Consider the following 14,665-nt stretch of genomic DNA (forward strand, 5'->3'; position numbering starts at 1 on the left):
CACGCCAAATATTCTGCGAACCAAACGACTTCGTCAGATTCGCCACACTCACCTCGACACCCATGGTCTACCTCGAGTTCCTCTCTGCGGATCGTCGTCCCTCGCGGAGTCTCATACTCCGGCCTGATCGGTCGAGAACTTCTGGCGCAGCGGCCCTTTCACCAGCTTCCCGGTTGGGGTACGCGGCAGGTCGTCGACGAAACGGAACTCCCGAGGCACCTTGTACCCCGCGAGGTGTTCTCGGACGAAGGTCTGCAATCGCTGTGCCACGTCGTCGTCGCCGACGACGCCCGGCGCCGTCTTCACCGCCGCGAGCACACGTTCGCCGTATTCCGGATCGGGCACACCGACCACCGCGACATCGTCGACGTCGGGGTGCAGGGCCAGGCAGTTCTCGATCTCCTGCGGGTAGATGTTGACGCCGCCGGAGATGATCGTGAATGCCTTGCGGTCGTTGAGGAACAGGTAGCCATCCTCGTCGACATAGCCGATGTCGCCGGTCGTGGTCCACGTCGGATGCTCGGGGTGCTGCGCCGACGCCGTCTTCTTCGGATCGTTGTGATAGCTGAACGGCAACGCGTCGCGTTCGAAGTACACCGTGCCCGACTCCCCCACCGGCAGTTCGACGCCCTCGTCGGAACAGATGTGCAGCACACCGAGTTTCGCCTGTCCGACGGTGCCGGGTTTGGTCTGCCATTCGACCGGATTCACCATGGTGATGCCGTTGGCCTCGGTCGACGAGTAGTACTCGTGCAGGATCGGACCGAACCAGTCCATCATCGCCTTCTTGACTTCCGGCGGACACGGCGCGGCCGCGTGCACCGCGTGCGTCAGGCTCGACACGTCGTAGCGTTCCCGCACCTCGGCCGGCAACCGCAACATGCGCACGAAATGCGTGGGCACCCACTGGGTGTGGGTGACCCGATACCGCTCGATGAGCTCGAGGCACTGCTGCGCGTCGAACTTCTTGACGGTGATCACGGTGCCACCGAGGCTCTGTGTGATCATCCCGAAACGCAGCGGCGCTGCGTGATACAGGGGCGCCGGTGAGAAGTACACGGTGTCCTTACCCATTCGATAGGTGCCACCGAACACCATCACATAGGGGTCACCCGGATCGCCGACCTCCCGCTCGGGCAGCGGCGGCTTGACCCCCTTGGGCCGTCCCGTCGTCCCCGAGCTGTAAAGCATGTCGTTGCCGCGCCGCTGATGATCGGGCGCCTCGGGCGACCCGCTCGCCACGAACTCCGCGTAATCGCCGAATCCCTCGATCGACTCGCCACGTTCACCGTCGCCGACTCGCGGATCGAAGGACAGTGCGATCTCGAGGCTCGCGCACTCGGCCCGGGCCGCCGCGGCCGCCTCGGCGAGATCCGCCGACGCGACGAGCGCACGCGCGCCGCAGTCGTTGACGATGTAGGCGATCTCGCCGGGCGACAGATGCGTATTCACCGGCGTGAGATACAGCCCGCTGCGCAGGCAGGCCCAGTACACGACGAACACCTCGACGGCATTGGTGCTCAGCAACGCGACCACGTCACCGTCGACGAAACCGGCGGCGCGCAGCGCATTGGCCAATTGCGTCGATTGACGCTCGAGTTGGGCGTAGGTGAGAATGTCGCCGGTATCACCGACGATGATCGCCGGCTTATCGGGAGTGCGCGCCGCGTGAATTGCTGGATACATGTTTTCCTTCTGTCGTGAACGGGTTATGTGATTGACAACACACATTGGTAGAGTCTTGTAGATGCACCACATCGTCAGAGCGAAGGCGTCCACCTCCTCTGAAGCAGGGCCGCTTGTGGATTCGCGTGAGATCCTGGCCGCACTGCGTGAGCACGTGGGCGACGCCGACCGGAACCTTATTCCGGTGAAACACCTTCTCCAGCAGGCATGGTCGGATCTCGCGTCCGTACTCGACACCGAACTCGGCGAGCTGTCGCCGGAGTTGAGCGCCCGGCTGGCCAAACTCCAGTCCGTGGACCGTCTGCTCGTCGACCGCCTCGACGAACGCACCGGCATCGCCGCACGCCTCGCCGACGCGGTGTCGCAACTCGAGGCCGCGCCGTGCAGCACCGAGGAAATCGTCACCCTCGCCCCGCAACTGATCTGCGAGCTCGGTTTTCACCGCGCGATCATTTCGCGGGTCGACGGACGCCTCTGGACCTCCGAATGTGCCTACGTTCCCGACGAGCCCGAGTGGTCCGACGCGATCAACCAGGCCGGGCGCCAGAACCCCCAGACCCTCGGGCCCCAGATCCACGAGACCGAGATCGTGCGACGTCGTGAAGGCCTGCTCGTCACCGACGTGCAGGAGGACGTCCGGGTCAATCGCCCGATCGCCGAGGTCTCGTTGTCCCGGTCGTACGTGGCGGCACCCATCGTGTCCGAGGGGCGCGTGGTCGGCCTGCTGCACGCCGACAAGTACCGGCAGAGCGGCGACGTCACCGGCGAGGACTGCCAACTGCTCATGGGGTTCGCCCAGAGCCTGCGACTCGCACTGAGCCGCGCCCGGATGAGCGAGGAGCTCGCCACCCTGCGCACCGGACTGCAGTCGATCACCGACGCCATCGGCCAGACCGCCGACGAGGCCCACAGCGTTTCCGTACGCCGCAGTCTCATCCCGGATTACGACGAGCCGGTGTTCGCCGACACCCCGAACCCGGCCGCGCCGCGCGCCTCTCGCTCGCGTCGCATCGCCGACGCCGGGTTGACCGCCCGCGAACTCGAGGTCCTCGCACTGCTGGCCCAGGGACGCACGAACGGTGCCATCGCGCACGAGCTCGTGATCTCCGAGGGCACCGTCAAACAGCACGTCAAGCACGTTCTGCGAAAGCTGCAGGCCGCCAATCGATCCGAGGCGACCGCGTTCTGGTTCAACGAGAACGGACAGTGACCGCGGAGTCCGAGACGGACTCCGCGGTCCCAGCCGTTCAGCAGTGGGCGGCACCGAACGCCACCCCATCCGCCCACGACGCCCGCTTCGACACCAGCCGCCGATACTTCATGATGAGGTCCGGCCGGCCGATGGTCAGGACGCCGGCGAGCGTGTCGGCCTCGCGGTAGAGCACCACGGTTCCGCCGGTCTTGTCGGCCCGGTGTTGCACCAGGAGTTCGTCGGTGTGCGGCACCCCGACGAACTGCAACCGCACCCCGTACCAGTCCGACCAGAAGTACGGCACGGTCTGATACGCGGTGAGATCGCCGTCCGACAGGGCATTACGTGCCGCCAGCGCCCCCTGCTCGGCCGCGCTCGTCCAGTGTTCGAGTCGCATGCGGCGGTCGAACAATCCGTTGGGCCAATGGGCGACGTCACCGGCCGCCCACACACCCGGAATCGGCGTCCCGTCGACACCCAGCGCGGCCAGATACTCGTCACACTCCACGCCACCGTCGCGATCATTGAGTGCCACACCGGAATCGGCCAGCCATTGGGTTGACGGAATCGCGCCGACGCCGACGACCACGAGATCTGCGTCGAGCACCCGACCGTCGGAGAGCACCACGCCCGTCACCCGGGATTCCCCAGTCTGTAAATCCCCAGTCTGCAAATCCCCGGTCTGGACAATCCCGGTCCGGAAGCCCTCCACCCCCACACCGAGGATCAGTTCGGTTCCGTTGGCGGCGTGCAGATCTGCGCACAGGGCACCGCCTTCGATGCCGAGTGACCGCGTCAGCGGCGCCGGGGCGGCCTCGACGATCGTCGCCGAGAGTCCCAATTTTCTTGCCGCCGAGGCAACCTCGGCGCCGATGAATCCGGCGCCGACCACCACCACGCGCGACGAGGACCGCAGGGCCCGCCAGATCGACTGGGTGTCGGCGTAGGTACGCACCGTGTGAATCCCGCCGACGCCGTCGCTTCCGGGAAGCCGGCGCGCATGCGCGCCGACCGCGATGATCAGTGCGTCGTAACCGATGTCGCCGGCCGCGGTTGCCAGTTTGCGCGACTCGACGTCCAGGCCCACCGCCGGCGCACCGGTGCGGACCTCGACACCGAGTTCGTCGACCAGGAACTCGCGTTCACGCAACTCCGGAATGGCCGGTTCGTCCGGTCCCATCAGGAGTTCCTTGGACAGTGGCGGCCGGTCGTAGGGCAGGTGTTCCTCGGCTCCGACCAGGGTCAGAGCACCCAGGTACCCCTCACGCCGTGCGGACTCGCAGGCACGAATGCCTGCGAGTCCGGCACCCACCACCACGAGGTGATCGATACTCACGTCAGTCCTCGATCGTGATCGCCTGTGTCGGGCAGGAGCGCACCGCGGCCTCGACCTCGTCGCGATCGCGGTCGGTGACGTCGAAGGACAGCACGGTGAGCTGCCCGTCGTCACCGATCTCGAAGTGATCGGGGGCCTCGGCCTCACACAAGCCCAGTCCCGAGCATCGGCCCATGTCCACCTTGATCCGGCAACCTGTCGTCGCCACGGTCATCACTTCCTCCCGTGCGGATAGAACGGCATCTCCAGGACACCGCGCATGAAATTGGTTCGCATCAGCTTCGGTTCACCGGCGACGAAGTCCGGCATCTGCTGATGCAGTTCCCTGAACAGTGACCGCATCATCGACTTGGCCAGCTGATTACCGAGGCAGTAATGCACGCCGCCACCGCCGAAAACGACATGTGGGTTGGGGCTACGCGTCAGGTCGAACGTGTCGGGGTTGTCGAAGACCTCGGTGTCCCAGTTGCCCGACCCGTACATCATCACGACCTTGTCGCCCGGCAGGATCTGCTGACCGCCGAGCTCGTACTCGGCCACGGCGGTACGGCGGAAGGTCAGTACCACCGACCCCCACCGCAGGAACTCCTCGATCGACTGATTGATCCGGCCCTCGAAGTCCTCCCACAACCACGCCCGCTGTTCGGGGAAGTCCGTCAACGCCTTCACGGCGAAACTCGTGGTGTGACGCGTGGTGTCGGTCGCCGCCACCGAGAACAGCGTCATCACGGCACCGATCTCGAAGTCGGTCAGTTTCTCGCCGTCGACCTCGGCCTGCACGAGGTTCGTGACGAGATCGTTCTTCGGGTTCTCACGGCGGTCGGCAACCAATTCCTCGGCCAGGTCATGAATGAACAACGCGGCCTCGGTCTGCACCTCCGCAGGGTCCCTCCCGGCCAGCAGCTCGGGATCGGCCCAGGCCGTGATCTCATCGGCCGCGTGTCCGACGGCGACCAGACGGTCTTCCGGGATGCCGAACATGTCGCCGTACATCTCGATCGGCAGGTGTCGGGCGATGTCGGCGACGAAGTCGATCTCGTCCCGATCGGCGACCGCGGACACGATGCGGTGTGCTCGCGCTGCGATGTCGTTCTCGATCTTGCGGATCTGTTTGGGCGTGAACGCCGCACTGACCAGCTTGCGGATCTTGTCGTGCTGCGGGTTGTCCATTGCGAGGAACGACATGGCCATTTCCAGGAACATCGACGGCAACATGTCGGCCATCACGCCGTAGCTCGATACGAACACATCGTTGTGCTGGCTGATCTCGGTGATGTGCTCATGTTTGACCACAGCCCAGAAGCCCGGATCGTCGGGATCGGGGACGACCGTCGTCTCCAGGGCCGGCTGCCAGGTCACCGGCGCGGTGGCCCGCAGCTGGGCGTACACCTTCTCCCGCACGGGTGCGTCCTGGTCCCAGAACGCATCGGAGGAGATGTTGACCGGGTGGTACTCGCGGGTCGCCGCGACGTCGTTGCTGGGGACGACGTCACCGTCGTCGTCGTCGAAACTCAGGTCGGCGTCGTCGAAAGTTGTTGACATGAGGGGTGTCCTGTCGATCGTTGGGCTGTCGGTGTGTGCGGCCGCTCAGTCGTCGGCGTGACTGAGCAGGATGTCGTACGGTTTGGCGTCACGGCCACCGGAGAGATCCACGTGGACCGCCTTGGCCTGGGTGTAGGCGTCGAGGGCGTCGGGGCCGAGTTCTCGACCCACACCGCTCTGCTTGTAGCCGCCGAAGGGGACCTGCGCGTTGATCTGGTGGGCGTCGTTGATCCACACGCTGCCGGTCTGGACCTGTTCGGCGACGGCGAGCCCGCGGCCGTTGTCGGTGGTCCACACGCTGGCGGCCAGGCCGTACTCGCTGTCGTTGGCGATGGCGATGGCCTCGTCGTCGGTGTCGTAGGGAATGACGGTGAGGACGGGTCCGAAGATCTCCTCCCGCGCCACCGGCATCGAGTTGTCGACGTGGGTCAGGATGGTCGGCGCCACCCAGTAGCCGCGTTGGAACTGCTCGCCCTCGGGAACGCCGCCACCGATCACCGCCTGTGCGCCGGCTTCGACGGCGTCGTTGATGTAGGCGAGAATCCGGGCCTGCTGTTTGCCGTCGATGACCGGACCCATGTCGGTGTCCCAATCATCGGGCGCGCCAACGGCAATCGTGGATGCGCGTTCCACCAGCCGGGTCACGAACTCGTCGTGCAGGCTGCGCGGCACGATCGCCCGCGTCCCCGACTCGCAGATCTGGCCGGAGTAGGTGAAGCAGCCGTAGAGCACACCGTCGACGGCGAGGTCGAGGTCGGCGTCGTCGAGGACGATCGACGGCCCCTTGCCGCCGAGTTCGAGGGTGACCTCCTTGACCGTGCCCGACGCCAATTTCATGATCTCCCGGCCGATCTGGGTCGATCCCGTGAAGGCGATCTTGGCGACGTCGGGATGGCTGGCCAGCCGGGCACCGGCATCGCGCCCGTCGCCGGGAACCACATTGAGGACACCGGCGGGCAATCCGTTGGCCTCGGCGATCTCGGCGAATCGCAGCATCGACAGCGGGGTGTGCTCGTCGGGTTTGACGACCACCGAATTCCCTGCTGCCAGAGCCGGTCCCACCTTCCACAGGGTCAGCAGCAGCGGGAAGTTCCACGGTGCGATCGCACCGACGACGCCCAGGGGTTCACGGTGCACCACGCTCTGCGCGAGCGCGGGGAAGGTGACCACGGGGGCGGGCCGGACGAACTGGTAGGTGTCGGCGAGATCGGCGAAGAAGGTGAAGTGCGCCAACGCATATCCGATGTGGAAACCGGTGGCCTGACGCACGGTGGCGCCGTTGGCCGACATCTCCAGCTCGACGAGTTCTTCGATTTGGTCGTTGGCGGCGTCGGCGATCGCCCGCATGATCGCGGCCCGCTCCTGTGGGGACTTGCCGGCCCACACCCGCGATTCGAAGGCCGCCTTGCCTGCGGCGACCGCGTCGTCGATGTGGCTCGCGGTGCCCTTGGCCACCGTCGCCACCACCGAGGCGTCGGCCGGGTTGACGATGGTCATCGACTCGTCGGTGTCGACGGCCTTGCCGTCGATGTGCAGTGCATGGTGTTGCACGTCAATACTTGTCATGTGTCTACCTCGACGGATCCAGGATGATCTTCATGGCCTCGCGGGCCTCGAAGAGCTTGTAGGCATCGGCTGCCTCCGACAGGCCCATGCGGTGGGAGATCATCGCGCTCGGATGGAGTTTGCCCGCGGTCATCAGTCCGATGACCTCGTCCATGTACTCGGTGATGTGACTGACGCCCATCTCCACCTTCACGCCCTTGAGATAGAGCTCGGCGAAGGGGAATCCGTCGATCGACTCCTCGGTGTAGACACCGGGGATCGAGAGCGTGCCGCCGGCACGCAACAACGGGATCGCGGCCAGCAGTGCCGACGGATGGCCGACGGCGTCGACGACGACGTCGGCGCCCCGCCAATCCGAGAGATCGAGCACCGCGTCGGTGCCGTCGACCTCGCCGGCGTTGACGCCGATGGCGCCGAACTTCTCGGCCTCGGTCAGTCGCGCGGCGACCTTGTCGACGACGATGACCTTGCTCGCGCCGAGTGCGACCGCCGACATCGCGGCGCACAACCCGACCGGACCGGCACCGACGACGGCGACGATGTCGCCGGCGCGCATCGCGCGGGCGACGGCCTCGTGGCCGGTGGTCATGATGTCCCCGGCGAAGAGGATGTCCTCGTCGTCGATGTTCTCGCCCTCGGGGATGGCGCGGGCGGTCAGGTCGGCCGAGGGCACCACCACGTACTCGGCCTGCCCACCGTCGAGATCGCCGAGCGCCAGGCCCAGGCCGAAGATGCGGCTGCCGGCGCAGTTGCCGGGCTGGTGCCGGCGACACTGGTAGCACGCACCGCAGCTGACCACACACGACGACACGGCGCGGTCGCCCTCGCTGAACTGGGTGACGGCGTCGCCGACCTCGACGACGGTGCCGAGGAATTCGTGACCGAGGATGATGTCGGACTCGAGTTCCAGGCGGCCCTCGTAGGGGTGCAGATCGGTGCCGCAAATGGCCGTCTTCTCGACCTTCAGCAGCAGATCGGTGGGCTCGGAGATGGACGGAATCGGTACGTCGTCGACCTCGAGCACATGCGGTGCGTGCAGCACCGCGGCTTTCATCGTGCTCACGCCTTCACCTCGGCATCCTTGGCGGCCACCTTCTCGCGGTACATCGGGAACAGCGGCTTGGTCAGCGGCACGAGCTTGAGGATCTTGTTGACCGGTCCCTTGGCCTTGACCTGCCCCTTGGCCAGGCCGACCGCGAGGTTGTAGTCACCACGCCAGAACTGATCGGCGGTATCGCCGCGCATGAGCAGGGTGATGTCCGGCTTGAGGTCGCTGGGTCCGGTGATGACCTGGTAGTCGTCGCGGAAGGCGATGGTGACCTCGCAGTCGGGGTCGTTGTAGAGCACGCGCATGACGATGTTGGCCGCCTTGAGTTTCGGACCGGACTCCGGGTGCTCTCCGGCATCCCGGAACACCCCACCGATGTAGGTGTCCAGTTCCTCGGCGTCCTTGAAGTAACCCACTGCTGTCTCCTTCGAAGCGAAATATCAGGGCTGATTGCCTTGTGAGGTCATACTTCCAACCTGTTGTGATGCAGGTAACTCCCATCGGGAGGCATCTCTGTATCCCTTTCGGGGGAGTGACCCCCGCCACTATTGACACGGCGCCAACAACTCGGCTTAATTATTGACGCGGCGCCAAATACTCACGGCGCGATCCACCCCACTACAGCAACTCTCCGGAGGTAGCGATGTCCGACGATCAAGCAACCGAGCTCGCCGACCTCACCGCCCTTGCACGGGAGTTCTTCACGAAAGAGGTCGCGCCGCGATACGCCGAGTTCGCCGCGGCCGGGCGACCCGACCGGGCACTGTATCGCCGCGCGGGTGAGCTGGGCCTGCTATGCATGTCGATTCCCGAGGAGTACGGCGGCGGTGGCGCCACCTTCGCGCACGAGGCGGTCCTCTTCCGCGAACAGGCACGGTCGGCGGAACTGTCGATGCAACTCGGCGTCCACTCCGGCATCGTCCCCCACTACCTGCTCGCCTACGCCGCGCAAGCCCAGAAGCGACGCTGGATCCCGAAACTGGCCTCAGGCGAATGGATCGGTGCGATCGCAATGACCGAGCCCGGGACCGGCTCGGATCTGCAGTCCATTGCCACTCGTGCAGTGCGCGAGGGCGAAGAGTATGTGATCTCCGGGGCCAAGACCTTCATCTCCAACGGTGCGACGTGCGACCTGCTGATCGTCGCCGCGAAGACCGACCCCACCAAGGGCGCCTCCGGCATCTCGTTACTCGTCGCCGAAGTCGGCGACGACACAACAGGTTTCGAGCGCGGACGCAACCTGAAGAAGATCGGCCAGAAGGGTCAGGACACCACCGAGCTGTTCTTCGACGGTCTCCGGGTGCCCGCCGAGAACCTCCTCGGTGGCGTCGAGGGCGCGGGCTTCGCCCAACTGATGACGCAACTGCCCCAGGAACGCCTCATCGTCGGGGCCGCCGCACTCGGCGCGGTGGAGGCCGCCTACGAGCACACCCTCGCCTACGTCAAGGAACGTCAGGCGTTTGGCAAGCCACTCTTCGGATTGCAGAACACCCGCTTCGAACTCGCCGACATCGCCACCACTGTCGAGGTCATGCGGGCCTTTGTCACCGATGCCATCGACCGGCACATGCGCGGCGAACTCGACGTCAAACACGCCGCGATGGTCAAACTGTGGTGCTCGGAGCAGCAGACGCAGGTCGTCGACCGCTGTCTGCAACTGCACGGGGGTTACGGATACATGGAGGAGTATCCGATCGCCCGGCTGTTCGTCGACGGCCGTATCTCGAAGATCTATGCCGGTGCCAACGAGGTCATGAAAGACCTCATCGCCCGATTCCTCTGACCCACGGCCATTCTCACCTCACCCACACACCCCCGAGGACATTCGTCATGACCGACGCCTATCTCTACGAAGCGATACGTACACCTCGCGGACGCGGCAAGAAGACCGGATCCCTGTACGGCACCAAGCCGATCGACCTCGTCGTCGGACTCATCGACGAACTACGGTCCCGCCATCCCCAACTCGACCCGGCACTCATCGACGACATCATCCTCGGGGTGGTCTCTCCGGTCGGCGATCAGGGCGCCGACATCGCCAAGACCGCGGCCCTGCGCGCCGGGCTCCCCGACACCGTCGGCGGGGTTCAACTGAACCGATTCTGCGGGTCTGGTCTCGAAGCGGTCAACATCGCCGCACAGAAGGTCGCCTCCGGCTGGGAGGACCTGATCCTGGCCGGAGGTGTCGAATCGATGTCGCGCATCCCGCTCGGCTCCGACGGCGGCGCATGGATGACCGACCCCGCCACCAACTACCACACCTACTTCATCCCGCAGGGTGTGGCCGCCGACCTCATCGCCACCGTCCACAACTTCACCCGCGACGACGTCGACGCCTACGCGGTCCGCTCCCAGCGACGTGCCGCCGCGGCGATCGCCGGCGGCTACTTCACCAAATCGATTGTCCCGGTGCGTGACCTCAACGGCACCGTCGTGCTCGATCAAGACGAACTGGTACGCGCCGAGACCACCGCCGACACACTGGGCGGCCTCAAGCCGTCGTTCGCGGCGATGGGATCGGCCGGCGGCTTCGATGCCGTCGCCCGGCAGAAATATCACTGGGTGGAGAGCATTGACCACGTCCACCACGCCGGCAACTCGTCAGGAATTTCCGACGGTTCGGCGCTGGTGGTCGTCGGCAGCGAATCCGCCGGTCGTAGTGCGGGATTGATACCGCGGGCCCGGGTTCTCGCCTCGGCGACCAGTGGCGCAGACTCCACCATCATGCTCACCGGTCCGGTACCGGCGACCGAGAAGGTCCTCGCCAAGGCCGGACTCTCCATCGATGACATCGATCTGTTCGAGCTCAACGAGGCCTTCGCATCGGTGGTCCTGAACTACCAGCGTCACTTCGGAATCGACGACGAGATCCTCAATGTCAACGGCGGCGCCATCGCGATGGGCCATCCACTCGGCGCCACGGGGGCGATGCTCACCGGCACCATGATCGACGAACTCGAGCGGCGCGGCGCACACCGCGCGCTCATCACCCTGTGCATCGGCGGCGGCATGGGCGTTGCCACCGTCATCGAACGCATCTGAGGAAGGGGCCCACCATGACCATCACTGCAACCACTGTCCCAGCGACCACTCTTGCCGCAACCACGGGCGCCGGCATCATCGACTGGTCGGCCGATGCCGATGGCATCGTCACCCTGACCATCGACGACCCCGGTCAGCCGACCAATACCATGACCGACCCGATGGCCGCCGCACTGCGCGCGGCGGTCGAACGACTCGAGGCGGAGAAGGAGTCGATCACCGGCGTCATCGTGACATCGGGGAAGAAGACCTTCTTCGCCGGCGGCGATCTGCACAAGCTAATGAACGCCACCCCGGCCGACACCGCCGAGATCGCAGCGGGGCTCGACCATTTCAAGGAGTCTTTCCGACGTCTCGAGACTCTCGGCCGACCTGTCGTCGCGGCCATCAACGGTGCAGCACTCGGTGGCGGTTTCGAGGTTGCATTGTCCGCGCATCACCGAATCGCCCTGAACCACAAGGGGACCCATTTGGGTCTTCCCGAAGTGACCCTGGGCGTCCTGCCCGGCGCCGGCGGTGTCACGCGCGTCGTGCGAATGCTGGGGGTGACCGATGCCATTCTCAAGGTTCTCGGGCAGGGTCAGCGAATGAGCCCGGCACGGGCACTCGACGTCGGCGTGATCGACGCCGTCGCCGAATCCACCGAGGAGATGCTCACCGCCGCCCGCACGTGGATCACCACCCATCCCGATGCGGCACAACCGTGGGACCGCAAAGGCTATCGGATTCCCGGTGGCACCCCCTCATCGCCCGCGCTCGCCGCGTCGCTCCCCGCCTACCCCGCCACGATCCGTACACAGCTCAAGGGCGCGCCGATGCCCGCACCGATCGCGGTGCTCGCCACAGCTGTCGAGGGCGCCGCAGTGGACCTCGACACCGCCTTCGCCATCGAGACGCGCTATTGCGCCCAGCTGATATGCGGGCAGATCTCGACAAATCTGATCAAAGCGATGTTCTTCGACCTCAACTCGGTGAACAAGGGCAGCAGCCGCCCAGCCGGATATCCGGTTCGGACCGCGCAGAAGGTGGCCGTCCTCGGTGCCGGGATGATGGGCGCCGCAATTGCCTACGTCGCTGCTCGCGCCGGCGTCGAAGTCGTCCTGCGCGACATCACCGTCGAGGCCGCCGAGCACGGCAAAGGCTATTCCCGACGGATTCTCGACGCCGCAGTGGCCAAGGGGAGGATGGATGAGCGTGCGCGCGCCGCGGTACTCGATCGGATCGTGGCCACCGCCGACATCACCGACACCGCAGGTGCGGACCTCGTCATCGAGGCAGTCTTCGAGGACGTCGGACTCAAGCAGAAGGTACTCGCCGAGGTCGAACAGCATGCGGGCGCCGATGCTCTTCTGGCATCGAACACCTCGGCGTTGCCTATTAAGGAGATCTCCGCTGCCGTGACGCGCCCGGCCGAGGTCATCGGGCTCCACTTCTTCTCGCCTGTCGACAGGATGCCACTCGTGGAAGTCGTGGTCGGCGAGAACACCTCCGACGAATCCCTTTCCCGGGCATTGGATTTCGTTCAGCAGATCCGCAAGACCCCGATCGTCGTACGTGATGTGTACGGCTTCTACGCCAACCGTGTCATCGCCAAGTTCGTCGATGAGGCCCTGTCCCTGGTGGCCGAGGGAATGCACCCGGCCTCCGCCGAACAGGCTGCGCTGCAAGCCGGATTCCCCGCAGGCGCCCTGACCCTGTTCGACGAGATCAACATGAAAACGATCGCCAAGATCCGCGCCGGGTTCATCGCCGACGCAGAGGACCGTGATGTGCCCTTCGTACCCAGCGCGTCCTATCCGCTCGTCGATCGCATGTTGGGCGAATTCGATCGCCCGGGCCGCCTGGAGGGCAAAGGCTTCTACGAGTACGACGGTCCGGGCGGGGCCCGTCTGCGACTGTGGCCCGAACTGGCGGAACAGTATTGGCGTCCCGAGGTGAACATTTCCTTCGATGACGCCAAAGACCGCATGCTGGTGGCCGCAGCACTCGAGGCATACACGTGCTACGACGAGGGAGTCATCGGTACCGTTGAGGAGGCCAATGTGGGTTCCATAATGGGTATCGGGTATCCGGCATGGACTGGTGGCGCCCTGCAATTCATCAACCAGTTGGTCGGCGGCAGTGCCGGGTTCGTCGCACGTGCCGACGAGTTGCGCGCCCGCTACGGTGATCGCTTCGCCGTTCCGGCGTCCCTGCGCGCCCGGGCCGCACGTTCCGAACCCGTCACCTGAGTCCTCTGATCCACCTTCCGACGTGCGGACCAAAGGCGGCTCCTCACAACAGATCTGTCATGTTCTTCACCCGTCCAGAGGAGTGCCCTGACGGGCAGGATGTGACACGATGATGACGTGCCCGATGCAGACGAACCCCGGTGGCGCCGCAAAGGCCGCGACGAGCGGCGGACGGACATCCTGGTGGTGGCGATCCGGGCCTTTGGTGAGCAGCCCTATTCGGCCGTCCAAATGGCTGACATCGCTCGAAAGGCCGGCGTCACGAGGGGTTTGCTGAACCATTACTTCGGCACCAAACGTGACCTGTATCTGGAGGTCGTGCGGTCGATGATGTTCGTTCCCGTCCTCGACGAGCTCCACCTGCCCGAGGGCGACCGACGTGAACGAATCGAAGCGTGGGTGGACTGGTTCCTCGCGGTGCAGACCACGCACGGTGCGACCTGGGTCGCCGTCGGAGCCGATGGTCTCGGCGGCGACCCGGAGATCCGTCAAATTCTCGAGGACGCGGACGATCAAGCAGCGCAATCGGTCCTGGACGCGGTCGGCTTCACCGGCACCGGTGACGAACACCGGAGGGCGCTGGCCACAATCCGCGCCTACGGCGGTCTGGTCAAGGCAGCTGTACGGGAATGGGTGGGACGAGAGTCGTTGGATCACGAACACGTTCGCGACATCCTCATCACATCTCTCGATACTGTGCTGACCATCGCGATCGGCGCCGATGCCGACGCCCAATAGGACCGATCCCCGATAGGACCGTGCGCGCCGCCTCTGTTCGAACCGGCGCGCACGGAGTCTCAGACGAGGCTGTCGATCACCTCGGTAGGGCTATCGTCGTCGAAAGCGACGGCGCGACGGCGGGCTGCGGCATGGGCCTGGTCTTCGTTCTCCATGGATTGACGGATCGCACGCTGAGCGTTCTCCGGCAACGACGGCAACAACTCCAACACCCGCTGACGATGCCGCCCGACCGCCTTGCGTTCGGGCATACCCGGATTCGGTTGGACCTGCGGAATGATCTC

General features: G+C 65.4%; 12 protein-coding genes and 1 pseudogene. 5 read left to right on the forward strand and 8 right to left on the reverse strand.

Annotated features, from left to right (window positions below; all coding sequences use genetic code 11):
• Positions 1-111: 111 nt before the first annotated feature.
• Positions 112-1,686 (reverse strand): acyl-CoA synthetase, encoded by a 1,575-nt coding sequence (locus P3L18_RS27740; RefSeq protein WP_276115949.1) that lies wholly within the window; start codon positions 1,684-1,686, stop codon positions 112-114.
• A 115-nt stretch (positions 1,687-1,801) separates the two neighbouring features.
• On the opposite strand from P3L18_RS27740, the gene P3L18_RS27745 reads away from it, so the two are divergent.
• The gene (locus P3L18_RS27745) at positions 1,802-2,896 is read left to right on the forward strand and encodes a LuxR C-terminal-related transcriptional regulator (protein WP_276115950.1); all 1,095 of its coding nucleotides are present in this window, start codon (positions 1,802-1,804) and stop codon (positions 2,894-2,896) included.
• A 37-nt stretch (positions 2,897-2,933) separates the two neighbouring features.
• Here the strand turns inward: P3L18_RS27745 and P3L18_RS27750 are convergent, their stop codons facing one another.
• The 6 genes from P3L18_RS27750 to P3L18_RS27775 are packed head-to-tail and all read right to left on the reverse strand — an operon-like array spanning position 2,934 to position 8,786.
• Positions 2,934-4,214, reverse strand: coding sequence for an FAD-dependent oxidoreductase (locus tag P3L18_RS27750; protein ID WP_094602392.1), 1,281 nt, complete (start codon positions 4,212-4,214; stop codon positions 2,934-2,936).
• 1 nt (position 4,215) lies between these two features.
• Positions 4,216-4,428, reverse strand: a complete 213-nt coding sequence (locus P3L18_RS27755; RefSeq protein ID WP_094602391.1) for a ferredoxin — start codon at positions 4,426-4,428, stop codon at positions 4,216-4,218.
• Entirely contained in the window at positions 4,428-5,756 is a 1,329-nt protein-coding gene (locus tag P3L18_RS27760) for a cytochrome P450 (protein ID WP_276115951.1), read from the reverse strand. Before P3L18_RS27760 ends, P3L18_RS27755 begins: the two co-directional genes overlap by 1 nt.
• 45 nt (positions 5,757-5,801) lie before the next feature.
• A complete protein-coding gene (locus P3L18_RS27765) occupies positions 5,802-7,322 on the reverse strand; it encodes an aldehyde dehydrogenase family protein (RefSeq protein ID WP_276115952.1) in 1,521 nt (506 codons plus the stop codon).
• A 4-nt stretch (positions 7,323-7,326) separates the two neighbouring features.
• A complete protein-coding gene (locus P3L18_RS27770) occupies positions 7,327-8,376 on the reverse strand; it encodes an alcohol dehydrogenase catalytic domain-containing protein (RefSeq protein WP_276115955.1) in 1,050 nt (349 codons plus the stop codon).
• Between the two features lie 5 nt (positions 8,377-8,381).
• Positions 8,382-8,786, reverse strand: a complete 405-nt coding sequence (locus P3L18_RS27775; RefSeq protein WP_079932171.1) for a hypothetical protein — start codon at positions 8,784-8,786, stop codon at positions 8,382-8,384.
• A gap of 227 nt (positions 8,787-9,013) precedes the next feature.
• On the opposite strand from P3L18_RS27775, the gene P3L18_RS27780 reads away from it, so the two are divergent.
• The 4 genes from P3L18_RS27780 to P3L18_RS27795 all read left to right on the forward strand — a co-directional run bounded on the left by P3L18_RS27780 (position 9,014) and on the right by P3L18_RS27795 (position 14,381).
• Entirely contained in the window at positions 9,014-10,153 is a 1,140-nt protein-coding gene (locus tag P3L18_RS27780) for an acyl-CoA dehydrogenase family protein (RefSeq protein WP_276115953.1), read from the forward strand.
• Between the two features lie 47 nt (positions 10,154-10,200).
• A complete protein-coding gene (locus P3L18_RS27785) occupies positions 10,201-11,412 on the forward strand; it encodes an acetyl-CoA C-acetyltransferase (protein WP_276115954.1) in 1,212 nt (403 codons plus the stop codon).
• A gap of 14 nt (positions 11,413-11,426) precedes the next feature.
• Positions 11,427-13,643, forward strand: a complete 2,217-nt coding sequence (locus P3L18_RS27790) for a 3-hydroxyacyl-CoA dehydrogenase NAD-binding domain-containing protein (protein WP_079932173.1) — start codon at positions 11,427-11,429, stop codon at positions 13,641-13,643.
• 117 nt (positions 13,644-13,760) lie between these two features.
• Positions 13,761-14,381, forward strand: coding sequence for a TetR/AcrR family transcriptional regulator (locus tag P3L18_RS27795; protein ID WP_139765926.1), 621 nt, complete (start codon positions 13,761-13,763; stop codon positions 14,379-14,381).
• Positions 14,382-14,440: 59 nt separating this feature from the next.
• On the opposite strand, the pseudogene P3L18_RS27800 reads toward P3L18_RS27795, so the two are convergent.
• Positions 14,441-14,665, reverse strand: a pseudogene (locus tag P3L18_RS27800) (ABC transporter ATP-binding protein); the annotation flags it as partial.

Source organism: Gordonia sp. N1V (assembly GCF_029269935.1).
Classification (GTDB): domain Bacteria; phylum Actinomycetota; class Actinomycetes; order Mycobacteriales; family Mycobacteriaceae; genus Gordonia; species Gordonia polyisoprenivorans.